General features: G+C 71.2%; 18 protein-coding genes and 1 pseudogene. 2 read left to right on the top strand and 17 right to left on the bottom strand.

The genetic code is table 11. The features are described 5' to 3' along the window. Positions 1 to 36: 36 nt before the first annotated feature. From ACFRFC_RS29190 to ACFRFC_RS29175, 4 genes are all read right to left on the bottom strand, one after another. Positions 37 to 720, bottom strand: coding sequence for a response regulator (locus ACFRFC_RS29190; RefSeq protein ID WP_382692462.1), 684 nt, complete (start codon positions 718 to 720; stop codon positions 37 to 39). Beyond that, the gene (locus ACFRFC_RS29185) at positions 717 to 1,868 is read right to left on the bottom strand and encodes a sensor histidine kinase (RefSeq protein WP_382692461.1); all 1,152 of its coding nucleotides are present in this window, start codon (positions 1,866 to 1,868) and stop codon (positions 717 to 719) included. Before ACFRFC_RS29185 ends, ACFRFC_RS29190 begins: the two co-directional genes overlap by 4 nt. Next, positions 1,865 to 2,389, bottom strand: a complete 525-nt coding sequence (locus tag ACFRFC_RS29180; RefSeq protein WP_382692460.1) for a DUF1453 domain-containing protein — start codon at positions 2,387 to 2,389, stop codon at positions 1,865 to 1,867. Before ACFRFC_RS29180 ends, ACFRFC_RS29185 begins: the two co-directional genes overlap by 4 nt. 531 nt (positions 2,390 to 2,920) lie before the next feature. Next, on the bottom strand, positions 2,921 to 5,044 hold the full coding sequence (locus ACFRFC_RS29175) for a type IIA DNA topoisomerase subunit B (protein ID WP_382692459.1): 2,124 nt from the start codon (positions 5,042 to 5,044) through the stop codon (positions 2,921 to 2,923). A gap of 442 nt (positions 5,045 to 5,486) precedes the next feature. Here ACFRFC_RS29175 and ACFRFC_RS29170 point away from each other — a divergent pair, with 442 nt between their 5' ends. Beyond that, positions 5,487 to 5,717, top strand: a complete 231-nt coding sequence (locus ACFRFC_RS29170; protein ID WP_382692458.1) for a hypothetical protein — start codon at positions 5,487 to 5,489, stop codon at positions 5,715 to 5,717. A 248-nt stretch (positions 5,718 to 5,965) separates the two neighbouring features. On the opposite strand, the gene ACFRFC_RS29165 is transcribed toward ACFRFC_RS29170, so the two are convergent. The 8 genes and pseudogenes from ACFRFC_RS29165 to ACFRFC_RS29130 form a co-directional block, all read right to left on the bottom strand. Further along, on the bottom strand, positions 5,966 to 6,826 hold the full coding sequence (locus tag ACFRFC_RS29165; RefSeq protein ID WP_382692457.1) for a S1 family peptidase: 861 nt from the start codon (positions 6,824 to 6,826) through the stop codon (positions 5,966 to 5,968). A gap of 223 nt (positions 6,827 to 7,049) precedes the next feature. Continuing rightward, a complete protein-coding gene (locus ACFRFC_RS29160) occupies positions 7,050 to 8,606 on the bottom strand; it encodes an RNA polymerase sigma factor (RefSeq protein ID WP_382692456.1) in 1,557 nt (518 codons plus the stop codon). 827 nt (positions 8,607 to 9,433) lie between these two features. Further along, positions 9,434 to 10,318, bottom strand: coding sequence for a FadR/GntR family transcriptional regulator (locus ACFRFC_RS29155; protein WP_382692455.1), 885 nt, complete (start codon positions 10,316 to 10,318; stop codon positions 9,434 to 9,436). 162 nt (positions 10,319 to 10,480) lie between these two features. Then, on the bottom strand, positions 10,481 to 12,589 hold the full coding sequence (locus tag ACFRFC_RS29150) for an ATP-binding cassette domain-containing protein (protein ID WP_382692454.1): 2,109 nt from the start codon (positions 12,587 to 12,589) through the stop codon (positions 10,481 to 10,483). A 109-nt stretch (positions 12,590 to 12,698) separates the two neighbouring features. Beyond that, a complete protein-coding gene (locus tag ACFRFC_RS29145) occupies positions 12,699 to 13,457 on the bottom strand; it encodes an NUDIX domain-containing protein (RefSeq protein WP_382692453.1) in 759 nt (252 codons plus the stop codon). A 131-nt stretch (positions 13,458 to 13,588) separates the two neighbouring features. Beyond that, positions 13,589 to 15,479 (bottom strand): annotated as a pseudogene (locus ACFRFC_RS29140) (glycogen debranching N-terminal domain-containing protein). A 655-nt stretch (positions 15,480 to 16,134) separates the two neighbouring features. Further along, positions 16,135 to 17,880, bottom strand: a complete 1,746-nt coding sequence (locus tag ACFRFC_RS29135; protein ID WP_382692452.1) for a DUF4192 domain-containing protein — start codon at positions 17,878 to 17,880, stop codon at positions 16,135 to 16,137. Positions 17,881 to 18,168: 288 nt separating this feature from the next. Beyond that, entirely contained in the window at positions 18,169 to 20,322 is a 2,154-nt protein-coding gene (locus tag ACFRFC_RS29130) for a DEAD/DEAH box helicase (RefSeq protein ID WP_382692451.1), read from the bottom strand. Positions 20,323 to 20,740: 418 nt separating this feature from the next. Between ACFRFC_RS29130 and ACFRFC_RS29125 the strand changes: the two genes are divergently transcribed. Beyond that, the gene (locus ACFRFC_RS29125; RefSeq protein ID WP_382692450.1) at positions 20,741 to 21,376 is read left to right on the top strand and encodes a hypothetical protein; all 636 of its coding nucleotides are present in this window, start codon (positions 20,741 to 20,743) and stop codon (positions 21,374 to 21,376) included. Positions 21,377 to 21,688: 312 nt separating this feature from the next. Here ACFRFC_RS29125 and ACFRFC_RS29120 read toward each other — a convergent pair whose 3' ends face one another. The 5 genes from ACFRFC_RS29120 to ACFRFC_RS29100 all read right to left on the bottom strand — a co-directional run bounded on the left by ACFRFC_RS29120 (position 21,689) and on the right by ACFRFC_RS29100 (position 26,324). Further along, positions 21,689 to 22,321, bottom strand: a complete 633-nt coding sequence (locus ACFRFC_RS29120) for a hypothetical protein (RefSeq protein ID WP_382692449.1) — start codon at positions 22,319 to 22,321, stop codon at positions 21,689 to 21,691. A gap of 68 nt (positions 22,322 to 22,389) precedes the next feature. Further along, entirely contained in the window at positions 22,390 to 23,091 is a 702-nt protein-coding gene (locus ACFRFC_RS29115) for a ribonuclease HII (RefSeq protein ID WP_382692448.1), read from the bottom strand. Positions 23,092 to 24,001: 910 nt separating this feature from the next. Further along, positions 24,002 to 24,907: an ADP-ribosylglycohydrolase family protein gene (locus tag ACFRFC_RS29110; protein WP_382692447.1), complete on the bottom strand. Its 906-nt coding sequence runs from the start codon at positions 24,905 to 24,907 to the stop codon at positions 24,002 to 24,004. A 12-nt stretch (positions 24,908 to 24,919) separates the two neighbouring features. Further along, complete coding sequence (locus ACFRFC_RS29105; RefSeq protein ID WP_382692446.1) at positions 24,920 to 25,579, bottom strand: histidine phosphatase family protein; 660 nt, start codon at positions 25,577 to 25,579, stop codon at positions 24,920 to 24,922. Between the two features lie 139 nt (positions 25,580 to 25,718). Further along, positions 25,719 to 26,324 (bottom strand): YdbC family protein, encoded by a 606-nt coding sequence (locus tag ACFRFC_RS29100; protein ID WP_382692445.1) that lies wholly within the window; start codon positions 26,322 to 26,324, stop codon positions 25,719 to 25,721. Between the last annotated feature and the right edge of the window lie 113 nt (positions 26,325 to 26,437).

The following is a 26,437-nucleotide window of genomic DNA, read 5'->3' as shown; positions in this document are numbered from 1 at the left end:
CCCTGCTTCCCCGCGCGCTTCATCCCTTCAGGTGATTCACCCCCTCGGTGGCCGCACCAGCCCCTCCTGGTAGGCGTAACGCACCGCCTGTGCCCGGTCCTTCATCCCCGTCTTGGCGAAGAGGTTGTTGATGTGTGTCTTCACCGTGGCGACGGAGACAGTCAGCCGCCGGGCGATCTCCTGGTTGCTCAGGCCGCCGGCGATCAGCACCAGCACCTCGGTCTCCCGCGCGGTGAGTCCGTCCGGCGACTCGTTCGAATCCGGCACCACCGCCTCGGGCCGCGGCTCGGACAGCCACTCCAGCAGCCGGCGCTGGATGGCGGGCGAGAGTCCGGCGTCCCCCGACATCACGTTCTCCACGGCCCGGACGATCTCGTCGCCGCCCGCGTCCTTGGTGAGATAGCCGCGGGCGCCCGCCATGAGCGCCGGGAAGAGCGACTCGTCGTCGGCGAACGTCGTGAGCACCACGATCTGCGTCCGCGGATGCTCCGCCCGGATCCGCCGGGTCGCCTCCACGCCGTCGCAGCGGGGCATCCGCAGGTCCATCAGCACCACGTCCGGGTCCAGTTCGGCGACCAGGCGAACCGCCACGTCCCCGTCGGCCGCCGCTCCCACGACCTTGATGCCCGGCAGCAGCCCCAGCAGCATCACGATGCCCTCTCGCACCACGGTCTGGTCGTCCGCCACGACCACCCGCGCGGGCGGCCCTCCCTCGCTCATCCCGGAACCTTCAGTGTCACCACGAACCCCTCCCCTTCCTGCCCCGCCCGCAGCGAACCGCCCAGCAACTCGGCCCGCTCCCGCATGCCCAGCAGACCGTACCCGGCCCCGGAGTGGGACAGCTCACCCGGCGAACCGCCCGAGTCCCGCACCTGGAGGGTCACCTCCCGCTCGCCGTAGTCCAGGGACATCCACACCTTCGCCCCCGACGCGTGCTTGCGCACGTTCGTCAGCGCCTCCTGCGCGACCCGGCGCACGGCCTGGGACGCCTCGGCCCGCAGCGGTCTGCGCTCACCCGTGACAGTGACCTCGGCGGCCTCGCCCGCACTGACGAGCATGCTCAGGAATTCCTCCAGCGGGGTCAGCTCGCCCCTCAGCGCGGAGAGCGCCTGTCTGGTCTCGGCGAGGCCCTCACGGGCCATTCCCCGCGCCGCCACGACCCGGTCGAGGATCTTCTCCCGGTCCGCGCCGCCCTCGATCAGCAGCCGCGCCGCCTCCAGATGCACCAGTTGCGCCGAGAGGCTGTGGGCCAGCACGTCATGGATCTCCCGGGCGATCCTGCTCCGCTCCGCGAGCGCCGCCGACTCGGCCTCCGCGGCCCGCGCCGCCCGCTCCTGCGCGAGGAGCCGCTGGGCACCGGCACGGGCCTCGGCGTCCAGCCGCAGCACATACCCGGCCAGCGACATGCCCGCGATGGTGACGGCCGTCGTGAACCAGGCGTCGTCGTCGACCACGGCGAACACCGCCAGGGAGACCACGGACACCGGTACCGCCGCCACGAGAGGCAGCCGCTCCAGGGCCGAGATCGCGATACCGCAGCACATCACCACGGCGGCCAGCCGGAACTCCTCGGCCTGAGCCACGAACGCCAGCGCCAGCAGGACAGCGGCGACGCCCATCGACGGCCACAGCCGATGCCGGAGAGTGGTCCGGAAGAACGCCCACGCCATGGCAGCCGTCAGGAGGATGCCGCCCACGACCCCGACCGCGGCCCAGCCCCGCACCGGCCGGTTGTCGAAGACGCCCCACAGCAGCACTCCCGCGACCAGGAGCCGCACGGCCCAGGCCAGCATCCGCCGCGGTGGGGAGACGGCCTCCCGCGAGAGCGCTTCCCGCGTGGGCCAGCGTGTCCAGACGTCGTCCGTCACGCGCGCTCCTTCCTCGCGGCGCGGGGCACGTCGTCACCGTACGCCGAGCCACCGCCGTATGCCGAGGTCAGGGACTGGGCCCGGAACTTGAGGATCCCGGCGCGGACCAGCAGCGTCGCCGCGAGGGCGAGGAGCAGCGCGGGCGTCCCCTGGTGCACGCCGAGGGCGGCCCCCAGTCCGAAGAGTCCCAGGCGCACCGCGATGCCGACGATCCAGACACCCAGGCTTGCCCTGGTGCTCCTGCTCCACACGGAGCCGTCCGGATCCGCCCATATACGGGTGGTCCACGCCCAGCCGACACCGATCGCCACCCCGACGAGCAGCTCGGCCACCAGCAGCAGCACCGCCTCGGTCTGGTGCCGGGCATCAATGACTCCGGGATCCCTCAGGGAGAAGAACACCAGGACTGCGGGCACCAGCCACCAGCGCCGGGCGTGGTCGATCCGCTGTGGCCGCGTCTGCCGCGTGATCACCAGAGCGACGACGGCCACGATCACCAGTACGTCCACGAGCCCGGTCATTGCGTGCCTCCGTGAGCGGGAAGTCGATGCCGACGGCGAGCACCGCCGACGCCTTCGACGCTACGGAAATCCGCGGTCCGGGAGATCGGAGCCCGGGTGGATCATGGGTGGAACCCTGCGGGCACCACCCTCCACCCACGGGTGGAGAAGCAGAGGGCCGTACTGAGTTGCCGAGGCCACCGCCCCGCCGAATCGTCGAGCACGTGAACCCACGGAGGCCAGGACGGCAGCCCAGGTCCGACCCAGGGCAGAGCGCAGGCCGCCGCCAACCCGATCCGGCCTGCTTCGGGGCCCGAGGCCCAGCCCCCCCCACCGGCGCAGACCACCCACCGTGGACCCCGCCAAGTCCAGCCCCTCCGCAACCAGAACCCGACACCACACCCGACACCCGGCCAGGGCACCGAGCACCGAGCACCGAGCACCGAGCACCGAGCACCGAGCACCGAGCACCGAGCAAAAGAACACCGCCCGAAGCCCCGGCTCAGCCGATCCAGTCAGCTCAGCCCAGCCAAGAGCCCCAGCGGCCAGCGCCTACGCGTCGATCCGCGATCGATCCAACGTCGCCGCCGAGCTGGAGATGAACTCCTTGCGCGGGGCCACGTCATTGCCCATCAGCAGGTCGAAGACATCCTCGGCGCCCTCCAGGTCGGAGAGGTTGATCCGGCGCAGGGTGCGGTGGCGCGGATCCATCGTGGTCTCGGCCAGTTGGTCGGCGTCCATCTCACCCAGGCCCTTGTAGCGCTGGATGGAGTCCTTGTACCGGACGCCCTTGCTCTGGAACTCCATGAGCTTTTCGCGCAGCTCACGGTCGGAGTACGTGTAGACGTACTTGTCCTGGCCCTTCTTGGGCTGGGTCAGCTCGACCCGGTGCAGCGGCGGCACCGCGGCGAACACCCGGCCGGCCTCCACCATGGGCCGCATGTAGCGGTGGAACAGCGTCAGCAGCAGTGTCCGGATGTGGGAGCCGTCCACATCGGCGTCCGTCATCATGATGATCTTGCCGTAGCGCGCCGCGTCGATATCGAACGTACGTCCGGACCCGGCTCCTATGACCTGGATGATCGCGCCGCACTCGGCGTTCTTGAGCATGTCGGTCACGGACGATTTCTGGACGTTGAGGATCTTGCCGCGGATCGGCAGCAGCGCCTGGAACTCGGAGTTCCGGGCGAGCTTGGCCGTGCCGAGCGCGGAGTCTCCCTCGACGATGAACAGCTCGCTGCGGTCGACGTCGTCGCTGCGGCAGTCGGCGAGCTTGGCGGGCAGGGAGGACGACTCAAGGGCCGTCTTGCGGCGCTGCGCGTCCTTGTGCTGGCGGGCAGCGATGCGCGTGCGCGCGGCGGCCACCGCCTTCTCCAGCACCACCCGGGCCTGGGCCGCGGCGTCCCGCTTCGTGGATGTCAGGAACGCCTTGAGTTCCTTGGCGATCACGGTGTTCACGATCCGCCGGGCCGCCGAGGTACCGAGGACCTCCTTGGTCTGCCCCTCGAACTGGGGCTCGGCCAGACGGACGGTGACGACGGCGGTCAGGCCCTCCAGGGCGTCGTCCTTGACGATGTCGTCCTCGGCGACCCGTAGCAGCTTCTTGGCCCGCAGCACCTCGTTCATGGTGCTGGTGACGGCCGACTCGAAGCCCGCGACATGGGTGCCGCCCTTGGGGGTGGCGATGATGTTCACGAAGGACTTCAGGGTGGTGTCGTAGCCCGTGCCCCAGCGCAGCGCGACATCCACGTCCAGCTCGCGAAGGACCTGGGTGGGCGTCATCTGCCCGTGCTGGTCGAGGACCGGAACGGTCTCCTTGAAGGTGCCCTGGCCGGTGAGACGGAGTACGTCGCACACCGCCTTGTCGGTGGCCAGGTACTCGCAGAACTCGCTGATGCCGCCGTCGAAGCGGAACGACTCTTCACCCTTGCTGCCGCCCGCGCCGAGGCCGAACTCGTCCCGGACGACGATGGTCAGGCCGGGCACCAGGAAGGCCGTCTGCCGCGCACGCTGGTGCAGGTCGTCCAGGGAGAGCCTGGCGTCCTTGAGGAAGATCTGGCGGTCCGCCCAGTAGCGCACGCGCGCGCCCGTGCGTGTCCTGGGGACCTTCTTGGTCTTGCGCAGACCGCCCTTGGCCTCGAACTTCGCGTCCGGCCCCATGGCGGCGAAGACGCCGGGGACACCGCGCCGGAAGCTGACGGCGTGGGTGTGGCCGTTGCGGTCGACCTCGACGTCCAGCCGCGCGGACAGCGCGTTCACGACCGAGGCGCCGACGCCGTGCAGACCGCCGGAGGCCGCATAGGAGCCGCCGCCGAACTTGCCGCCCGCGTGCAGCTTGGTCATCACGACCTCGATGCCGGAGAGGCCGGTCTTGGGCTCCACGTCGACCGGGATGCCCCGGCCGTTGTCGCGGACCTCCACGGAGCCGTCGTCGTGCAGGATCACATCGATGTGGTCGCAGTAGCCACCGAGGGCCTCGTCCACCGAGTTGTCGATGATCTCCCACAGGCAGTGCATCAGGCCACGACTGTCGGTGGAGCCGATGTACATGCCAGGGCGCTTGCGTACGGCCTCAAGCCCTTCGAGGACGAGCAGGTGCCGCGCGGTGTAGTTGGAACCGTCCCGGTCTGCTCCTGCCAGCAGCGCAGTGGACGGCACGGACGTCTCGGCGGTCACGCGGTTCGCTCCTCGCTGAATTTCAAGTGATGCCCAAGTGGGTATGGGCACGGCTTCTGTTGCCGCTCAGAGGGTACCGAGGCCAGATAGAGCCGTTGTAACGCCACCCTCGTCTGATCCCAGACTAGTCCAGAGTCGCATACGTGTTCGATCCCTCAATGGAGTGAAGTACATATCACGTTCCCTTCGAGGCATGAACCATTTAGGCTCCGGGCACGTCCTCATGAACAAACCGGCAACCCGCCGGGAGGACCGACCACCGACCGACAGCGCGAAACCGTACGACACGAGCACCACGCAATACGGCACATTCGCCGCCAAACCGGCAGCAAACGGCCGCCCCGGAAGATTTTTTCGCAGAGAAGCCACGAGCGGGAACGTTTTCGGGCTGGTTGGATGTTGACCCTGGTACGACAGCTCGTCGAGCTAGAGAAGAGGCGACGTGACTACTGTTCTGACCCCCGCGAGCCCGCTGACGGCCGCCGATCGCTGCGACCGCTGCGGCGCCCAGGCATACCTGCGCGTCGTCCTGCTGAGCGGCGGAGACTTGCTCTTCTGCGGCCACCACGGCCGCAAGTTCGAGCCGGAACTCAAGAAGATCGCCGCTGAGATACAGGACGAGACGGAGCGGCTTACGTCCGTTCCCGCCAGCGCCACCGAAGAGGAGCGCTGACGATCTAGCGTCCACGACGAGCCTTGGCCGGCACCGGTCGGCCCTCGGGCGACCGACTCTCACAGGAGGGCGGTCGCCCGTAGTCCTGGACGCACCGCACCACACATGTCATCCGCCGCGGTCCGACCGGCCGGCCCTGGCGGACACCCCCACCGACCGGACCTCGTGAACGTACGCCCCGCCCGCAAGGACGGAGGACGTACGTCCGATCGACGCACTCATGGCCGTACAACCCGGCCAGGAGGCCGTCAGGCGCCTCCGGAGCCCTTACCGGCGCCCCGCGTGCCCCAGCCGAGCCGCTGGACGATGTCGGAGACGCGGGTGTACACGCCCGGGTTCCCCGCCCTCCCGCAGCCGCTGCCCCAGGACACCAGGCCCACCAGCCTCCCCTGGGCGACCAGAGGGCCACCGCTGTCCCCCTGGCAGGCGTCCCGCCCACCCAGCTCTTCACCCGCGCACAGCATGCTGTCCGCGCGGTACGCCCCGTCTCCGCCCCCCGGATAGGCGTCCTCACACTCGGCGTCGGCCAGCACCTGCACCCGCGCGGCCCGCAGTGACGTGGCGTAGTCCCCGGCGCCGGTGACATCCCCCCAGCCGTACACCGTGGCGGCCGTGCCCGGCGTGTACGCGGCGTCCCCCGGGCCCGCCATGCCCACGGCCGCGTTCTGCGCCAACGGCTCGGCCAGAGTCAGCACGGCGAAGTCACCGGCATTGCTCACAGCGTCGTAGGCCGGGTTCACCCAGGTCTCACGGACGGCGATCTCCTGCCCCTCGGTCGAGCGCAGGTCCGTACGGCCCGCGATGACCTTCAGATCGGCCACCTGGCCGGGCGGCGCCCCCAGCACCTCCTCGTCCATGCAGTGGGCGGCGGTGAGCACGGTGGTGGGACCGACGGCGACACCACCGCAGAACTGTCCCGAGCGCGTACCCCCGAACCGGTCACGGCTGGACACCGCCACCGTCCACGGACTGTCCGCCACCTCGACGGGAAACCCGCCGATCACCACACTGTCGGCGGACACGGGGGAGGCGGAGACCAGCGGTATCGCGGTCGCGGCGGCCACCAGCACCAGCGGCCGGGCCAGCGCCCGGGCAACAGGACGACGCATACGGTTACCTCACTCTCGGGACAGGATGGAACACCCAGAGTGATTCACGGCCCGCCGGGGCGCACGCGCGCGGGGGCGTCGGCAGCACAAAGGCCCGGTTCCCTCAGAGGGAAACCGGGCCTTCCGTGTCGTACGGCTCAACGTCGGCGGCGGCCGACATCGTGACCGGTGCGCGGCGCGACCCGGCTGGTGCCCGGCCTGCGCCTGCGGTGTGCCCCGGGGCCTAGTCGAGGTAGTCGCGAAGCACCTGGGAGCGGGACGGGTGGCGGAGCTTGGACATGGTCTTGGACTCGATCTGGCGGATGCGCTCGCGGGTGACGCCGTACACCTTGCCGATCTCGTCGAGGGTCTTCGGCTGACCGTCGGTGAGACCGAAGCGCATGGAGACCACGCCCGCCTCGCGCTCGGAGAGGGTGTCGAGGACCGAGTGCAACTGCTCCTGAAGGAGCGTGAAGCTGACCGCGTCGGCCGGGACGACCGCCTCGGAGTCCTCGATCAGGTCACCGAACTCGCTGTCGCCGTCCTCACCGAGCGGCGTGTGCAGCGAGATGGGCTCGCGGCCGTACTTCTGGACCTCGATGACCTTCTCCGGGGTCATGTCGAGTTCCTTGGCCAGCTCCTCCGGGGTGGGCTCGCGGCCCAGGTCCTGGAGCATCTGGCGCTGCACGCGCGCAAGCTTGTTGATGACCTCGACCATGTGCACCGGGATACGGATGGTGCGGGCCTGGTCGGCCATCGCGCGGGTGATCGCCTGACGGATCCACCAGGTGGCGTACGTCGAGAACTTGTAGCCCTTGGTGTAGTCGAACTTCTCCACCGCGCGGATGAGACCGAGGTTGCCCTCCTGGATCAGGTCCAGGAAGAGCATGCCGCGGCCGGTGTAGCGCTTGGCCAGGGAGACCACCAGACGGAGGTTGGCCTCCAGGAGGTGGTTCTTGGCGCGGCGGCCGTCCTCGGCGATGATCTCCAGCTCGCGCTTGAGCTTGGGCGCCAGCTTGTCGGCGTTGGACAGCTTGTCCTCGGCGAACAGGCCCGCCTCGATGCGCTTGGCCAGCTCGACCTCCTGCTCGGCGTTGAGGAGGGGGACCTTGCCGATCTGCTTGAGGTAGTCCTTGACCGGGTCGGCGGTGGCACCGGCGGCGGCGACCTGCTGGGCGGGCGCGTCGTCCTCGTCGTCGTCGGAGAGCACGAAACCCGCGCTCTCGGTGCCCTCGGGCTCCTCCGTGCCGGTGCCCTTCGCCTCCTCAAGGACCTCGTCCTCGATCTGCTCGGCGTCGTCCTTCTTGCCGGTCGTCTTCTTGGCCGCCGTCTTCTTGGTGGCCGTCGCCTTCTTGGCGGCCACCTTCTTGGCGGTCGTCGTCTTCTTCGCAGCGGCCTTCCTGGCCGACGGCGCCGCGTCCTCGGCGGGCTCGACGGCGGGGTCGGCGGGCGCTGCCGGAGTGGCGGCCGTGGTGGCGGTCGCCTTCCGGGTGGTCACCGTCTTGGCCGCGACCGTCTTGGTGGCGGTGCGCTTGGCCGGACTCTTCGCTGCGACGCTCTTGCGGGTGCGCTTGGGCTCTGCGGCACTGACCATCAGCGTCACACCCTCTTCCTCGAGGATCTGGTTGAGGCTGCGCAGTACGTTCTTCCACTGAGTGGCCGGAATCTGGTCAGCTTCGAAGGCCCGACGCACGTCATCGCCGGCGATCTGCCCCTCAGCCTTTCCCCGCTCAATGAGCGCCATGACAGAGACGGACTCGGCGATCTCCGGCGGGAGCGTACGGGATGTGCTGGCCGACACGAACAACCTCTCGGAACGTTGGAAAACGGCTTCCGGCCCCGTCCACGGCGGACTGGAGCCGACCGCCGGCTTGGGGATGGGCCGACGGCGCGGGCGGGGGCCGGGGAGATGCACAGCGCCATGAACGGCGTCTGTATTCCCTCCGCGGCTGTCACCTCTTAGGTCATCGCGTGGTTACGGCGAGCGTTACGCCCAATCTGCGTGGCCCGAGTCACACCCCGTAAGCACCTAAAAACGGTCAGACGTGGTCAGAGGAGGCCGGGAAGGGTCGGAGACGGTCAGAGAAGACCACCGAAGAGTCGCCTCTCGGCCGTCTGCCCTCCGGCATGCCCCTTGCTCCGCGCATCTGTCTCCTGGTCTGCGCACAAGACCGAGCCTACGTCGCTCGCCACGCCGATCCCGGGCCGGGACGGCCAGGCCGGGACGTATCCGAGGCCGGTGACCCGAGGCCGGGCGAACCGGGTCCGCTCATCCCGGGCCGACGGGCCGGGACCCGCGCCGGACAGTGGGCGCTCAGCGCCTCCGGCGTACGCCCCAGCGCGGCGCTCGGCCTCGGTCCCGCGCCTCGGACCGGACATCTCGGCCGCGCCCCCACCGCATCCCGGTCCCACCGAGACCCGGCTCCGCCCATCGAGCCAGGTCGGAGTCGCATCGCGCCATGTCGGAGTCGGACCCCGCAGTCCCGGTGGGATCCTGCGGGGTCCGACGGGAGCCGGCTTCCCGGCCGGGCAGTGCCTCAAGGAGGGGTCGGGCGCTACCACAAGGTTCGGGCGATACCACGAGGAGGTGAAGCGCACCTCCGGCCACGGCGTCCGCGCGGAGCCGCGTCAGTGCTCGCGCGGGGCCGGCACCACGCGCTCCACCTCGGGGTGGACGGTGAGCAGTTGACGCATGGCTGTCTCGGCGGCCGTGCCGTCGCCCGTGGCGAGCGCCTCGGCGATCCTGGCGTGGTGCGCCAGGGATGCCTCGTTGGGCCGCTCGCACCCGGCGATCGGGCCGCCGGACACCTGAAGGGCGGCGGACACGATCCCGGAGAGGTGCTCCAGCATGCGATTGCCGGCGACCTGGATGAGCAGGGAGTGGAACTCGGAATCCGCGCGGGAGAACGTCAGCGCGTCGCCCTGTGCCAGCGCATGGCCCATGATCTCGACCATGTCACCGAGGCGCTGCTGCACGTCCTCGCGGCCGTGGCCTGCGGCCAGCCGCGCGGCGAGCGGCTCGATCGTCCAGCGCAGCTCGCTCAGCTCGCGGCGCTGGTCGTCGCGCTGCGGTCCGAAGGCCCGCCATTCGATGATGTCGGGGTCCAGGAGGTTCCAGTCGCTGACCGGGCGCACGCGCGTGCCGACATTCGGCCGCGCGCTGACCAGGCCCTTGGCCTCAAGGACGCGCAGGGACTCGCGGACCACGGTCCGGGAGACCTCGAAACGCTGGCCGATCTCCTCGGGCACGAGCGGGCGGTCGGCCCCGAGGTCGCCGGAGACGATCATCTGGCCCAGCTGCTGGACGAGTTGGCCGTGGAGTCCGCGTCCGCGGCTGCCCGCGGCACGCCGGCCCACCCGGCCCAGTTCGGGGTCCGCGCCCTCCCAGGCGGGCGCCACGACACGGTCGGCGGCGGGAGCCTCCGCGAAGGGGTAGCGGTTGAGGTCGCCCGGACCGGAGAGAGAGTCCGCGGAACGGGCGGGGGTCATCATGGTGTGCGCAAGGGTACTCACGGATCCTTTGTCGGCGCTGTCCCCAACTCCCTTGAGGGCTTTGGTGAAAAGCACACGAAAGGGTGATCGCTCACCCCGTCGCAATTGACGCCTTATCGGAAAGAAATGGGCTTTCCGCGGGGAGTTGTGCGCATCCCGGTTCCGTACGGGCTCGCACGGTCGTCATCGGACCCGGCTGCGTACGGTCGTGAGCAGATACGCGCAGAGCAACGCGGTGAGCGACAACGTCAGGGCACTGCCGACGGGTTGGGCGATCACCTTCGCCGCGGCGGCCAGATATCGCTCCCCGCCGAAGGGCCATTGCGCCAGGAGCACCTCGCGCACCCGCATCGGAAAGCCCGCCGCGGTTCGCACGGACGGTCCCTCCCAGACCTTCTGTACGAGGGGTACGACGACGACCGGCACCGCGACCACGGCCGCGAGCCCGGCGGTGGTGGACCGGAAGATGCCGGCGGCCAAGACCCCGGCCCAGGCACACCCCACGACCAGCGCGAACCAACTCGCGCCGAGCGACAGCCACCCGTCGGGAACCTGCGCGACCTCCCGTCCGTATACGAGGTACAGCACTTCGGCGTCGCAGCCCACCGTGAGGGCGGCGAGGAGCAGCGCGGTGGCGGCGGAGACGAGGAGCTTGGCCGTGAGCAGCCCCAGCCGGCGGGGCACGGTGCCGCGGTCCGCCGCCAGGGCGGGGTGGCGGAACTCGTCCCCGAAGGCCAGCGCACCGAGCAGCCCCGCACCGATCGCCGCGGGCGGCAACGGCAGCTCACGCGGCCAGGCGGCCAGCAGCCGGGCCTGCGGTGTGTGCCCGACCCGGGCCATGACCACGGCCGTCAGGGCGGAGACGACGAGCACGGCACCGGCCGTGAGAAATCCCGTCCCGATTCCCGCCGCCCGACGCAGCTCGTAGCGCAGGGGACGCAAGGGGCTGGGAGCGGGGCGGACCGAGATGGGCGGGGGGAGATCGGGGAGCGCGTCGTGGGTGCGGGGGGAGGTAGGGGCAGGGCGGGGTGTGGGGTGGAGGGGGTGGGGGGCGGGGCGGGAGGGGGGAGGGAGGGGGGAGGAGACCACGGGATCGGCGTGACCTGTCGGCCGGGGAAGTCCCGCGCCCTCGGTGCCGCCGGTCGCCCTGCCGGGAGCCTGAGCACCGGCCGTCGGGAGCGCCCCAGCCTCGGAGAGGTCGTGGTCATCGTGGCTCGGCACGGTTTCCCGGACCGCCGGGTCGCCTTCCCTGGCCGGCGCCGCTTCCTGGGCCGGTACAGCCCCTCGGGCGGTGGCGGTGGAGATCAGGTTGGAGACGCTTGCGGCGGGGGCTCCGCGCGCCTGCGACTCGCCGCCGCCCTCCTCTCCATCCGACCGCCGCGAGCCCGCGCCAGCACCAGAGCCCGCCCCGGCCCCGGGCCCCATGTCGCCGACCTCGTCGGCGAGTTGGTGGACGAGGACGCTGTGACGGAAGGCGGTCTCCCCGATGTCGGCGCAGGTGCTGCCGTACACGGAGAGCCGGTTGCCGTCTTCCCGTACCACCTCGATGGAGCGGTGGGCGGTCCGGGCCTCCTTGGTGAGGAGGGCGGCGAGTCGGGTGGCGTGGGGGCTGCGGACGGCGACGCGAGGGCGCAGCCGGGTGCGGGCGAAGTCGGCCGCCTCCTGGTCGGCGACGATCCGGCCCTGCTCCAGGGTGACGACCTGGTCCGCCGTGGCGGCGGCTTCCTTCGGGTCGGTCACGGTCAGCAGGACCGTGCCGCCCTGGCTCGCGTGCGCCCGCAGCGTGCCGTAGAGCCAGCTGCTCTCGCGGGCGGAGAGCGCGTCGAAGGGTTCGTCCAGGACGAGGGTGTGCGGGTCGGGGAGGAGGGCGCAGGCCAGGCCGAGGCGGCGGTCCATGCCGCGCGCGAGGGTGCCGAGCCGTTCGTCGCGGAGGCTGACGAGGCCGACCACTTCCAGGACCTCGTCGGCCCGCCGGACCGGAACCCCCGCGGCGGCGCACAGCATCCGCAGGTGGCCGCGCACGGTCCGGGCGGGGTGGCCGGGCACATCGCCGAGGAGGACGCCGACTTCACGCGAGGGATGGTCGATGCGATGCAGGGGGCGGCCTCGGAAGTAGGTGGCGCCACGGCCGTGTTGGAGTTCGAGCATCAGCCGGAGCACTGTCGTCTTGCCCACGCCCTCCCCTCCGAGCAGCGCGGTGACCCGGCCCGCCCGTGCCTCGAAGGAGACATCGTCGACGACGGGCGGAAGGCCCTTGCGGGGATTGCTGGTCAGTCCGAACGCCTGGATCACTCGCAGCAAGATAGCGCGCTATGTCCGTTTTTTCGGGCAGTTTCGGCCAGCATGGCCCGACTGGATCCGCTGTGTCAGGCGGGCGGGCATGCTCCGGGGCACTGCCTTCTCATACCTCGGGGCGCAGCATCGGCGGGTTGAGCAGCGTGGCGCCACCGGCGCGGAACAACTGTGCCGGACGCCCGCCCTGGCGCGTGGTCGTGCCGCCCGTCGGGACCAGGAACCCGGGCGTGCCGGTCACCTTGCGGTGGAAGTTACGCGGGTCCAGGGCCACACCCCACACGGCCTCGTACACCCGTCGCAGCTCACCGACGGTGAACTCGGTCGGGCAGAAGGCCGTGGCCAGCGACGAGTACTCGATCTTCGACCGGGCCCGCTCGACCCCGTCCGAGAGGATCTGGGCGTGATCGAAGGCGAGCGGCGCGACCGGCTCGCCGTCCCGGCCGTAGCCGCCCTGTTTCAGCAGTTCCGCGACCGGTGCCCAGCGCGCATTGCTGGCATCGCCGCCCGCGCGTGGTGCGGGCAGATCGGGGGCGAGAGCGAGGTGCGCGACGCTGACCACGCGCATTCGGGGGTCGCGCTTGGGGTCGCCGTAGGTGGCGAGCTGTTCCAGGTGGGCACCGTTGTCTGTGGAGGGAACCGCCGGGTCGTGCACACACAGCCCGGTCTCCTCCGACAGTTCGCGCGCCGCCGCCTGCGCCAGATCCTCGTCGTCCCGTACGAAACCGCCGGGCAGCGCCCACCGTCCCTGGAACGGAGCCTCGCCCCTGCGCACCGCCAGCGCGCACAAAGCGTGACGACGCACGGTCAGCACGACCAGATCCACGGTGACGGCAAAGGGCGGAAACGCTGACGGGTCGTAGGGCATGTCGTGATCATAGTCGTCTGCCTGACGATAAACACGCCCTTCGGCGGCCGCATCGCCGCCCTGGTCTGTTCCGCCCGTTATGGCCCTCACCGGCCGCTCTTCGTCCCCGGGCCGCATCGGGCCATGGGGGATCACGCCCCCAGTTGGAGGCCGTCGGCCGCCGCTTCGACCATGGCTAGACCGAGTCGGCTGACGCGCACGGAGAAGGGTGCGCCGGCCACGGTGAGGTCCGTGAGGCCGATCTCGCCGAGCGGCGCACCGCGCAGCGGTCTCAGCCGTACCGTCCCGACCGGTGCGTCGGGGCGGATACCGGCGAGTGTGGACATCAGCAGGACCACGGCGGCTGACGCTGTGGCCGCGGGCCGGCACGCGGCTGGGTGTGGAAGCGGGGTGCTTCCCTCGGTGCGCTGCTCTCCCGCGTACATTTCAGGGAGCCGGTAAGCGAAGGGCTCGGCGGCCGCCAGCAGGCCCCTCAGCAGCGATGTCGCCTCCTTCTCGTACCCGGCGACCGCCAGGCCCGCCACGGCGACCGCCGTCTCATGAACGCGTACGGCTCCGCTGCGGTGCCCGAACGGGTTGTGACCGGCCAGCCTCCTTCGCGCCCAGGCCGCGCAGCCCCCACCCGGAGTCCATGAGCGGACCGCCCAGGAGCCGGGCGACCTGTTCCGTCTGTACCTTGTCCAGCAGTCCGGGTGCCTGCGCTCCCCCGCCGAGCAGGCCGGTGTCGAGCAGATGCGCGACCGCCGCACTCAGGTGCGGTACGAGTTGTCCGTCGGGCGCCCGCGCCGCCGCGGGACGCCCGCCATCTATGTCCTCGATCCAGAATCCCTCACGGAACGCCGTCCGCAGCCGCTGGGCCCACTGCCGCAGCTGATCCCCGCCGGGTCTGCCGCAGGCGTCGAGCAGGTCCGCGCCCAGCAGGGCGGCCCGGTGCGCGTGGGCCTGCGTCTCGCAGCGGACCGGGCCACCGGGCTGCGGGTCGGGCAGATAGATGCCGTTGCCGACTGCGGTCCGTAGCCAGGTCAGGCATCGCTCGGCTGGCGGCAGCAGTTCTTCGGTGTCCTGCTCGGGCATTCCCCAGCGGCGGGCCTCCGCGAGCAGGACGGGGAAGAGGAGCGTGGCTTCCGCGGTGCAGACGGGAGGCAGGTGCCCGCCCGCGTCCCGCAGCGGGCCAGGGATCATCCCGGAGCGCTGCCCCGGGCCGGTGAGTTGGGTGCGCGCGAGGGCGCGGAGCGTGCCGACGGCCAGCCGGGTGCCGAGCGGCAGAGCCATTCTGGCGGCGGCCAGCATCTCGGCCGGGGCTGGTCCGCAGCGCCAGGGTGCGCCTGCGGCGAGATAGCTGTCGGACGGGTGGGAGGAATCGCGCAGGAGGAGGGCTCGGAGGTCGTCCACGCTGGTTCTCAGAAGCGGACCGACTCTCGGGTCGTCCCCCGTCGCCCTGGCCGGGGCCAGTACGCTCGTCGCCGCTCGCCCGACTGCCCGGACCGGCCCGGCGCCGTCCAGCCCTACGCGCAGTTCGACGGTCGCACTGCCACCGGGCGGTAGCTCCAACTCCCAGCGCAGCAGTCCCGCGGCGGCGAGCGCGTCGGTGGGCGGCGGATCCGCCACCACCCAGGAGGTCCCGGCCACGGACGACCAGCGCAGGCCGGAGTCACTGACGTCGGCGGGGAGTTCCGGTCCGGCCGCGCCGGAGGCGATGGCGCCCAAGGTGGCCAGGTCGGTCCCGAGCGTCACCTCGACGGGCAGCCTCAGCGCGCGTGGGGCCGCGCTCCGCAGCGTGATCCGCTCTCTGCCGTCCGCTCGACGGACCCGTTCGACGATCACGTCCGGGTCCGGGTCCGGGCCGGGCTCCGGCGAGGCGCGCAGGGTTCCCATGAACCGTGCGGTGTCGGCCGCGGTCATACGGGCCTGCACCGCGAGGGGCTCCCGCCCGGCCACCCGGACCTCACAGCGGGAGAGCAGGCGTCGGCCGGTGCGGTAGAAGCCGTCCAGGCCCTTCCCGGTCAGTTGGCCGTGCTCCATGGAGACCGCGAGGCCCGGGAGGCCGACACAGATCAGGGTGCGATGGGCGGGTGGCAGGCCGACGGGGCGGCGCGGGCGGGAGGTCGTGGCGGTCGGTGCCGCCGGGGAGGGGGCGGTCGCGGGGCGGCGTGATCGTCCTGGGGGTGGTGGAGGGCGGTCATTTCCCGGAGGCGCAACGGGGACGCGGCTTCGGGGTGGTGCGATGACGAGGCCGTGCCGGCGGTCGTGCCTGCCTTCGGTGTGCGTGGAGGGTGAGCGGTCCGGGCCCGGGGGACCTGGGCGGTCGGGGGTAGAGGGGTCGTCGGTGGCCGAGGGCGGGATGGGCTGAGGCATGGGCGGCTTCTTCTGCGCTCGGCGCGCGTCGGACGGGGTGGGCGAGACGGGCAGGGTGCGCGGTGCGGGCAAGTCGGTCGAGTGGGATGGACCTGGTGAACGGGGAGAACGGGGTGGGTTGGGCGGGCGGTGGCGGAGGGCCCATCGGGGTTGGCAATACGGCCGCTGGACGCTTCCGGGCGTTCCGCCACTCAGGTGAACGGGACGAGGCTTCCCCGGGTCACGCCCACGACGGCTCGACGTGCCCGAGTGCCGGCGGAAGAACCGGCCGACGACAACCCTCGGCATCACCCGACCGGTCACCCACCTCAGGAGCGCCCGCTCACTCCTCGGCATCGGAACCGCCGCTGCCGGGCTGGTCACTGTCAGCAGCGCGGATGCCTCCGACGGCCTCACCCGCCCTTGTGCGCAGCCGCGTCCCCCGTGTCCTCGGGGCACCCGGACGGGTCCGGCTCAGAGACACCGATGTCCGCCGCGCGTCGGCGCCTGGCGTCCGGCCGTCCGGACTTGCGGTGTGCGAGGGGCTGGTGCCGCCCCCGACGGGTCGCGGGCGCCGCCGACGCTTGGAAAGGGCCGTGTCGGGAGCGGTGGACGGAAGGGCGGAGGGCTCGTCGGAATTCGCCGGAATCACGGGGTCGCCGGGTGCTCCGGGGTCGGGAGCAGCCTCCTGCCGGGCGCGCTCCGCGTCACTGGCCGACTCATCCTTCGTACGCACTGTGCAGCCCGTACGACCCGCTTCTTCCACTCCCTGCTCCACCCGATCAGCCCGCTCAGCTCGATCCCCTCGCTCCGACCGCTCCGACCGCTCCGACCGCTCCGACCGAAGGCATCGCCGGATCGGCTCCGGCTCCAGTCCGTCGTTGACCGCCTGGTGCAGAAGGCGGGCGAAGAGATAGTCGGTGTCGGCGCCCAACGCCATGGCCAGCGCCTCGCGGGCCTCCAGGTCGTCGCCGGTCGACCACGCGACCCAGCCGGCGAGGGTGAGCGGTGCTGCGGCGTGTTCCGAGTAGGAGCCCACGCAGCGGCGCGCGAGGGCACGCCAGAGCCGTAGGGCGGGTGCGGCCTCTTCGCCCTCCATCCACTCCGCCGCGCGGTCGCGTGTCGTGCGGTCCTGAATGCCGAGGATCAGCGCGGCGGCCTCCTTATGGGTGAGCAGTTCGTCGTCGTGCAGATCCGCCAGGAGCGTGCCCGACACCTTGGGCGCCGCGATGAACCGGTGCATGACTCGCTCGGCCAGCTCCACGGTCTCCGCCGCCACCTTCGCCCGGCTGGTGTCGTCAAGGATCCTGGGGACCAGGCACAGGCCGGCCTTGTCCAACTCCTTCTCCTGTTCGAGTGCGGCAGCCGTCTCCAGCGGCAGCAGCCTGGCCCGCAGCTCGCGCAGGGTGCCGCGGACCTGGAGTCCGGCGTACGTGGACGCCGCGGCCAGTACCGAGGTGCCGGGCAGTCCCATCGCAACGCCGTCGGGCGGGCAGCAGTCCGGCATGGAGCAGCAGTACGACCAGAAGCGGCCGTCGGAGACGCAGAGTGCCTCGATCACCGGTACGTCGAGGAGGCCGCACTCCACGCGCAGGTGCTGGGCCAGGTCGCGCAGCCTGTTCATCACGTCCTGGCCGGTCTCGCCCGGCGCCGGTTCCTGGCAGACATAGGCCACCATCTGCTCGGGCCGACGGCCTCGGCGTCGGCTGCCCGTCACCAGGCCGTGCGCCAGTTGCTTGGCCGCGGAGGGCCAGTCCTGGGGGTTCGTCGGAATGCCGAGCCGGGCCCGCCCGCCGAGGCGTCCGCGCCCGTTCTTGTCGTACAGGGCGACGAGCACGATGCTGTCTTCGGGGCGGTAGCCGAGCAGGTACGGCAGGGCGTCCGCCAGTTCGGCCGGTGTACGGAGAGTGACTTGTTGCGCGCCGCCGTGTCCGACGTACGCGGTGAGGTTGTCGCCGACGCCCTTGCCGTCGTCGATACCCTTGCTGTCGCTCGGGCCGTCCTTGATGTGCTCGTGGACGGGGTTGTTCACCTGGCCGTTCACGTCGTGGTGGTCGAAGGGGCCAGTGGATTCGCTGTGGTTCGTCATGTCTCGACGATCTCGCGGATTCCAAAACTCCGCTTGAGCCTGTGGATAACTTCGATCAGGGACACGTCACGGAGGGTCAACTCGTAGATCCACCCCGGCCGTTCCACCACGGCACGAGCCGTCTCACGGTCATCGCAGTAGATGACCGCCGATGGGCACCCGGAGCGGGTCTGTTTCAGATGAGCGACGCGCCGCCGCCGTCGGTGGCGCCACGAACAACCCCCCACCGCGAACAACCCCGCACCACGAACAACTCCCCGCCACGAACGACACCCCTCCGCAGATACCTCACCCCGCCGCAGCCAGCACCAGCGGAAGCACCTCCCCGCTCCCCGCCCGGCGCAGCAAGCGCGCGGCCACCGCCAGGGTCCACCCGGAGTCCGTGCGGTCGTCCACGAGCAGCACCGGTCCCGACGCGACCGCCAGCGCTCCGGACAGTTCCTCGGGGACCGTGAACGCCCCGGACAGCGCCCTCAGGCGTTGCGCGGAGTTGCTGCGGCGCACCGGGTGTCCGTCCCCGGTGTAGGCCAGGGTGCCCAGGAAGGGCAGGCGCCCGACGTTCGCGATTCCCTGGGCGAGCGAGGCGACCAGGAGCGGGCGCGTCGCCGAGGGCATGGCGACGACACCCACGGGCCGCGCGGCGGCGTCCGGTCCGCTCGTCGCCCAGCTGCCCGGGGAGCGTGCCCAGTCGGCCAGGACGGCCACCGCGGCCCGTAGGACGTCGTCGGGAACCGGTCCGTCGGGCGCGTTCTCCGCGAGCAGCGGGCGCAGTCGGTTGCCCCAGCCGATGTCCGAGAGCCTCCCCAGGGCGCGACCGGTGGAGCACTGCTCCTTGGCCGGGATACGGCCCTTGAGGTCGATGCCCAGCGCGGGCATCCCGGTCGGCCACATCCGGCGCGGTTCGACCTCCACGCCGGGCCGGTCCAGCTCCTTCTCCGCGCCCGTCAGCGCCTCGGTGGAGACCGAGGATGCGATCCAGGTCCCCGCGCAGTTGTCGCAACGGCCGCACGGTGCGGCCTGAGGGTCGTCCAGTTGCCGGCGCAGGAACTCCATGCGGCACTGGTCGGTCCGCATGTACTCGCGCATGGCTTCCTGCTCGGCCGACCGCTGCCCGGCCACCCGGGCGTATCGCTCGGCGTCGTAGTGCCAGGGCTCGCCCGTGGAGGTCCAGCCACCCTTGACGCGCCGGACCGCCCCGTCGACGTCGAGCACCTTGAGCATGGCCTCCAGCCGGGTCCGCCGGAGGTCCACCACGGCTTCCAGGGCGGGGACGGACAGTGGTCGACCCGCGTCGGCGAGGGTGGAGAGGGTCTGGCGCACCTGCGCCTCGCGCGGGAAGGCCGTATCGGCGAAGTAGCGCCAGATCGCCTCGTCCTCCTTGCCCGGGAGCATCAGGACATCGGCGTGTCGTACGCCTCGCCCCGCGCGGCCCACCTGCTGGTAGTAGGCGATCGGCGAGGACGGTGAGCCGAGATGGACCACGAAGCCCAGGTCGGGCTTGTCGAACCCCATGCCGAGCGCCGAGGTGGCGACCAGGGCCTTGACCCGGTTGTCCAGCAGGTCGGCCTCGGCCTGGAGGCGGTCCGCGTTCTCCGTACGGCCCGTGTACGACGCCACCGGGAAGCCGCGCTGCCGCAGGAAGGCCGTGGCCTCCTCGGCCGCCGCGACCGTCAGGGCGTAGATGATCCCGGAACCCGGAAGCTCGTCCAGGTGCTCGGCCAGCCACGCCAGTCGGTGGGCCGCGTCCGGCAGCTGGATCACGCCGAGGCGCAGGCTCTCCCGCTCCAGCGAGCCGCGCAGCACCAGGGCCTCACCTGCGCCGGTCCCCAGTTGCTCGGCGACATCCGCGGTCACGCGCGCGTTGGCGGTCGCCGTGGTGGCCAGCACGGGGATGCCCGGGGCCAGGTCGGCGAGCATGGCCCGCAGCCTGCGGTAGTCGGGGCGGAAGTCGTGGCCCCAGTCGGAGATGCAGTGCGCCTCGTCGACCACCAGCAGACCGGTCGTGGCGGCGAGCTTGGGCAGCGTCTGCTCGCGGAAATCGACGGAATTGAGACGCTCGGGGCTGACGAGGAGGACGTCGGTTTCGCCGCGCCCGACCTCGTCGTGGATCGCGTCCCACTCCTCCGGGTTGGCCGAGTTGATGGTGCGCGCGCGGATGCCCGCCCGCGCGGCGGACTCCACCTGGTTGCGCATCAGCGCCAGCAGCGGCGAGACGATCACCGTCGGCCCGGAGCCACGCCGTCGCAGCAGTGCGGTGGCCACGAAGTACACCGCCGACTTGCCCCAGCCGGTGCGCTGCACCACCAGCGCGCGTCGGCGGTCCTGTACGAGAGCGGCCACCGCACGCCACTGGTCCTCCCGCAACCGCGCCGATCCTCCCGGGTCACCCACCAGCTCGGCGAGGATGGCATCGGCTTCCGCACGCAGGTCCTGATCGTCCATGTCTCCATGCAACCTGATGGGTCTGACAATCGGCCACTCCCGGGCCCGGACAGCGGCGCCGTCCTAGGGTGGGCGTGTCGCGATTGGTCCTTGCGGTCAAGGGCCGAACGGGCGAAACCATGACAGGGCGGCGTGCCGCGCGGTAGCACCTGAAAACACGCGTGGCCGGTGGGAGGCCCCGGTAGTGTGCCCCCGCACCATGCGTCGGCTGGTGACTCATTGGGCAGGGATATAAGCCACGCAGCAGCAGATACGGGTCGGTGACCCCATTTACTCGTTGCCGCATCCCAGTTCGACAGGAAGAATTGAGGTCCGCTCCCCGCACGGCCCGGCCGTGGTCCGGAAGGGCTCCGCTGCGGTGTGCGCTCCCCCGACCAGACCCCGCCCGCAGTGCGGGCGCCTAGCCGAAGGGAGGATCGTGACCTTCGGATTCGCTCCGTCCTCCGCAGCATCTACGTCGTCCTCGGCCCACCTGTCCGCCGCCTCCACCAACCCCTTGGCCCGTACGCTGGAACCGGCGGAGTGGGCCGCCGCGGGCATCCCCCTCCTGCGCAGTCCGAGGGAGGTCGTCAGCGGACTGTACGCCCGGCATCGGCCAATGCCGCTCACCGCTGTCGTGGCGGTGCTCGATCCCGACGAGCGGCTGCTGGCCAGCGCGTCCTTCAAGCGACGACCGGCCCCGGCGGACGGCTGGATGCTGCGCAACGCGCTGCTCTCCCAACTGCGCCGGGTCATCCCGCACGATCTGCGTCGCCGCACTCCGGTGCGCACGGCGGTGCTGATCTACTGCCGGGAGGGCGACGCCCGTTGGACGGAGGAGGACGGCGCGTGGATGTGGGGCCTGCGGGACGCCTGCACGCTGCACGGGCTGCGCTGCGGGGCGTACATCACGCTGACCCGGGACGGCTGGCAGGTCCTCGGTGAGGGCCGCGGTGGTCGCCGGCCCAGTATCGGGTCGGTCCCTGAGCCTTTCGCCACTGCCGAGGCGCCGCCTCCGCTGCCCCGCACCGGGGGCGCCGCGTCGGACATCCTCAGCCGCGTCGCGGCCCGCTGAGGACCTTGCCGACCGCACCGCTTCCCTGCCTCGCCGCAGCTCTGCCCGTCCTGATGCCCGGACGGCGGCCCCTCTGCCCGGACACGCGAATGCCCGGACACGCGAACATCCGCACGGTCACTCGACGGATCACCAGATGGCCGGATCACCGGACCGACGAGTACCGGCACCGGTCCACCTCTGCGGGCGGGCAAAGCGAAGCACCGGCCTGTCCGGCCCCGTCAGGGCAAAAGCCGGTGCGTCCTCCGTGCACATGCCACCGTGGCGGGCGGTGGTCGCCCGGTCGTGGTCCCCGGCAGACGCCGGGCCGGGCTAGACGCCCGCGCCCAGCATCGTGTTGATCTTCTTGGGGTCACCGCAGACGATCAGCAGGGCACCCGCCCGGCTGAGCGCCAGCGGCAGCGCGGCGGCGGCCGTGGTGTCGGAACCGCCATTGACTGCGACCACGACAACGGGGCGGGAAGCGGCACGGCTCGCCATGGCGGCGTCGGTGTAGAAGACGTCGTCGCGCGCGTCGTGCTGCGCCCAGTAGGAGGATTCCCCGAAGGACAGCTCGTGCGCTGCCCACGGGTGTTGCTCACCGGTCGTGATGACGAGTACGTCACTGGGGGCGCGGCCCGAATCCAGCAGCAGGTCCACGGCCTCCTCGGCGGCGTCGAGAGCGCCTTCGACCGAGGCCGGGATCAGCTGGATCTGCGGGCCCGCCGAGGTCTGGGCGGGGGCAGCGGGGCCCGCCGGAGCGGGCTGGGCCGGAGCCACGTCACGCGACGCGCGTTGCACGGGCGGTGCCGGCCGGAGCGGGCCGGGACGACCGGGACGCGACGGAGCCGCGGGGCGGGGTCCGGGTACGGGACGGGGGGTCGGCGCGGTACGGCCGCTGGCCGGGGTGGCGCGGGGACCCTGGGCACTCTCGTGAATCTGAGGCTCCTCGGGGATGAGAGGCATGAGCTGATGTTAATCAAACATTGGTACGGCACATACGGGCGGGTGTCACATACGTGCGAGCAGAACCGTCAGAAATCGAAGCCGAGCTGACCCTCGATCCCCGGAACGCTTCCCTCCGCCCAACTGCGGGCCTTCTTGAGGTGCCGCCACTGGGGCAGCGCATCAAGATACGCCCACGACAACCGGTGGTACGGGGTGGGTCCCCGCTCCTCCAGTGCGGCCTTGTGCACAGGTGCGGGATACCCGGCATTGTCCGCAAAACCGAAGTCTGCATGGTCGATACCCAGTTCGGCCATCATTTTGTCGCGCTGAACCTTGGCGATCACCGAAGCCGCCGCGACGGCCACGCACGACCGGTCCCCCTTGATCACCGTACGCACGTGCCACGGCGTCCCGAGGTAGTCGTGCTTGCCGTCGAGTATCACGGCGTCGGGTCGGACCGGCAGCGTCTCCAGCGCGCGCACGGCGGCCAGGCGCAACGCGGCCGTCATGCCCATCTCGTCGATCTCCTCGGAGGAAGCGTGCCCGAGTGCGTACGCCCTCACCCACGTCCGCAACTCTTCGGCGAGTTCCGTACGCCGCTTGACGGTGAGCAGCTTGGAGTCGGTGAGACCTCCGGGGGGCCGGCGCAGTCCGGTGATCGCCGCGCAGACGGTGACGGGCCCGGCCCAAGCGCCCCGGCCCACCTCGTCGACACCGGCAATGATCTTCGCTCCGGTCGTGGCGCGGAGAGAGCGCTCGACGGTGTGGGTAGGCGGTTCGTACGGCATGGCGCCCTTAGCCTACGCCGCCCGGATCCCCCGGTGACACCCCGCCTCCCGGAGTGGCCCGCCCGCCCGGCGGGAGCCGGTCTCACCGGCCGTCCGGCCGGGCCACGGGCATCCTCAACTCGTCGGCCGTCTCCTCACTGTCGAGGTCCTTCGATTCGCTCACACAAACCCCTGAGCGGCACATCACCGTCGCCGACCCGGCGTCGAAGGCACAGCGGTTCGCGTCGCCGGACCGCACCCATCCACGCTCCCTTCCAGCACTCAAGACCCCCTCCCGCAGCTTGAAAGTGGGCTTGGCCGCCCCGCCGAAGATCAGGCCGCGAAAGCCCTCGGCCCGCATCGGATCGCATTCGTGAAGCTCTGCACGGAGGGTGGATCCGGACCGCGAGAACTTCGCGCCGCCCGCCCGGCGGCACGGCCACTGGAAGAGAGCGCCGCCCACGCTCCCGAGGTCGGGAGTCTCGTCGCAAGGGAAGAGCCCGGCCTGGAGGGCGTCGGCGGCGGGCAGTGTGCGGCCGGCATCACCGGGGTGCGCCCACCGCCCACCAGCCTGCCGTGCACCCGCCACCAAGCCGCAGCCCACACCACGGTCACCACCACCGGGAGCAGGCCCGAGCCGCCCCAGTACACCGACGCGCGCACCATGATCACCCCCGTGTCCCCTACAGCCGTCCACCTGCCCACTCGTCGCGCAGCGGCTGTAGTGGGAACGGCCAGGCGAACACGGAGAGTTCCCGTCGAGCACAGAGAGTTTCCGAAGATGCTTCGGAGGCCGGCACAGAGCGGCACAGGGCGGCACAGAGAAGAGTGCGGCGCCGAGCGGCCACGCCCCGACACCACCGGGAAGCCCACAGTCCCTCGGACGAAGCCCACGGACCCACGGACCCACGGACCCAAGGGCCCTCGGGAACTAGGAAACCCCCGCCATCCAGCCGGGCAGCGCCTCCACCCGCTCGCCCCAGGCGGTCGGCGGTGTCCCCGCCTTGCCCGAGGCGAGTACCCCGCCCACGATGGCGCAGGTCGTGTCGATGTCGCCGCCGACCTGCGCGGTCGTCCAGAACGCCCGCTCGTAGTCGCCGAGGGAGCGTGCGGCGGACCAGAGGGCGAAGGGCACAGTGTCGTGGGCGGTGGTACGCCGTCCGCAGCCGAGCACCGCGGCGACCGTGGCGGCGTCGTCGTAGTCGAGCAGGTCGCGGGCCCGGCGCAGTCCCGCGCCGACCGCGCTTCTGGGGATCAGGGCGATGACCCCGTCCAGGAGCGCCTCGGGGCTGGGCGGTCCGCCGGGGGATCCGGCGAGGGCGGCTGCCGCGGCGACGGCCATGGCTCCGACGACGGCCTCACGATGCTGGTGGGTCGGGTAGGCGGAGATCTCCGCCTGGTGGGTGGCCTGCTCGGGGTCGTCGGCGTACCAGGCGCCCAGCGGTGCGATCCGCATCGCCGCGCCGTTGCCCCAGGATCCCTGCCCGTCGAACAGGGCGGCGGACAGCTCGCGCCAGTCGCCGCCTTCCCTGACCAGGCGCAGCAGCCGGTTGACGGCGGGGCCGTAGCCGCGGTCGAAGTCATGGCGCTCGGCGAAGGACGCGGCCAGCGCGTCCTGGTCGATTCGGCGGTGGGTGGCGAGGACCATGACGACGGAGCAGGCCATCTCCGTGTCGTCGGTCCATTGCCAGGTGCCGGCGGGCAGCTCACGGCGCTTGAGCAGCGGATGATTCACCGGGACGAAGAACTGTGAGCCCAGCGCGTCCCCCACGGCAAGCCCACGCAGGCCGGCCAGGGCGCGCTCCAGGCGCCGGTCGGGGGAGGAGTCAGCGGTCATCGCCCTGTCACTCTATCCGGTGATTCCATAGGGCTCCGGATCGCGCCAGCGTTCGAATGGCCGGTCCAGTGTGTACTTGCCGTCGTCTCCGAGAACGAGCATCCGCACCTCGCCGTTCCCCGGGTTCGACAGCGACTCGAATTCCGCGACCGTCCAGTGGAACCAGCGCATGCAGAACAGCCGCATGGCCAGTCCGTGGGTCACCAGGAGCACGTTCGGCGGGTGGTCGGGGGCCTCGAAGCTGCGGTAGAGGCTCTCCAGGAAGCCACCGACCCGGTCGTACACGTCGGCGCCGCTCTCGCCCTGGGCGAAGCGGTAGAAGAAGTGCCCGTACGCGTCCCGGTACGTCTTCTGAAGGCGTACGTCGTCGCGGTCCTGCCAGTTGCCCCAGTCCTGTTCGCGGAGCCGTGGCTCCTCCCGCGCGCGTATCAGTTCGGGGTCCAGGTGGAAGGCGCGCAGCGTCTCGTGGGTGCGGCGGTACGGGGAGACGTACACGCTCACGCGCTCGCGGCCGAACAGTTCGCGCAGCCGTTTGCCGGTCTCCTCGGCCTGCCGCCAGCCCCGTACGGTCAGGGCGAGCGCGTGGTCGGGCTCGCGCTCGTACACGCTGTCATCAACATTGCCCGTTGACTCCCCGTGGCGGACAAGGACGATGCGCCGTGGTCGTACCATGCCAAAACCCTAGATCGGTCGAGGCCGTACCGAGCAGTCGTACGGGCTCCATACGGCGTAGGTCACACATTTCCTGCACCACTGGCCACACGCGGCGCACGATTCCGTGCGGGCGACGGCCCGCGCGGTGCGTCTTGCGTCACACCGTCCAGGACGGCTCCATCTCCACGAGGTCTCCCGTGAGCGCGGCCACATCCGCCTCGGTCTGGGCGCGCAGGGCGAGCCGTTCCACCCGTTCCGTGCGGTACTTGCCGTGCTCGGCGGCCGACTGCCACATGGAGAGCACCAGGAACTCGTGCCCGGGTGCCTCCCCGAACATGCCGCGGATCATCCCGGGCGAGCCCGCCATGGCGGGGTTCCAGACTTTCTCCTGCATGAGGGTGAAGTTCTCGACGCGCTCCTCATGGATGCGGCAGAGTGCGACGCGGATCAGGTCCGCGTCGGTGAAGCGGGGCTCGAAGCCGGTCTTCACGTCGAAGCGGTGGTCGAACAGCCTGACCTGGGCGTCCTTGAAGGTTCCCGACTGGGTCGCGGCGAGCCGGTCGTGGGAGCGGGCCATGAAGGAGTCGTAGAAGGCTCGGGATTCCCAGAAGGCGAAGATGTGCGCGACCGAGGGCCGGCCGCGGCTCCAGCCGCCGCCCTGTCCCCGGAAACCCGGCTCTCCCGGAAGCCCCGCCCACTTTCGCTGCCCCCGCTCGAACCCCCGGCGGTCGGTCACGGTGCAGCGAATCCACTTGACCAGCACCGCGCCATCGTACGGCCCAGGGCGTGGCGTCGGTCACGATCGGGGGGAGCGCACGCGCGCGTGCTGATGCCTTCGCGTGGCAGGATGGACAACCGGCCCTACCCACGGGGCAG

The sequence above is a fragment of the Streptomyces sp. NPDC056734 genome, assembly GCF_042790455.1.
Classification (GTDB): domain Bacteria; phylum Actinomycetota; class Actinomycetes; order Streptomycetales; family Streptomycetaceae; genus Streptomyces.
This window is presented reverse-complemented; position numbering and strand designations above follow the sequence as displayed.

Coding starts and splice junctions, on each gene's coding strand:
- ACFRFC_RS29190 (WP_382692462.1), bottom strand. CDS start 720: ATGAGCGAGGGAGGGCCGCCCGCGCGGGTGGTCGTGGCGGACGACCAG.
- ACFRFC_RS29180 (WP_382692460.1), bottom strand. CDS start 2,389: ATGACCGGGCTCGTGGACGTACTGGTGATCGTGGCCGTCGTCGCTCTG.
- ACFRFC_RS29165 (WP_382692457.1), bottom strand. CDS start 6,826: ATGCGTCGTCCTGTTGCCCGGGCGCTGGCCCGGCCGCTGGTGCTGGTG.
- ACFRFC_RS29145 (WP_382692453.1), bottom strand. CDS start 13,457: ATGCCCTACGACCCGTCAGCGTTTCCGCCCTTTGCCGTCACCGTGGAT.
- ACFRFC_RS29135 (WP_382692452.1), bottom strand. CDS start 17,880: ATGACGAACCACAGCGAATCCACTGGCCCCTTCGACCACCACGACGTG.
- ACFRFC_RS29130 (WP_382692451.1), bottom strand. CDS start 20,322: ATGGACGATCAGGACCTGCGTGCGGAAGCCGATGCCATCCTCGCCGAG.
- ACFRFC_RS29120 (WP_382692449.1), bottom strand. CDS start 22,321: ATGCCTCTCATCCCCGAGGAGCCTCAGATTCACGAGAGTGCCCAGGGT.
- ACFRFC_RS29115 (WP_382692448.1), bottom strand. CDS start 23,091: ATGCCGTACGAACCGCCTACCCACACCGTCGAGCGCTCTCTCCGCGCC.
- ACFRFC_RS29110 (WP_382692447.1), bottom strand. CDS start 24,907: ATGACCGCTGACTCCTCCCCCGACCGGCGCCTGGAGCGCGCCCTGGCC.
- ACFRFC_RS29105 (WP_382692446.1), bottom strand. CDS start 25,579: ATGGTACGACCACGGCGCATCGTCCTTGTCCGCCACGGGGAGTCAACG.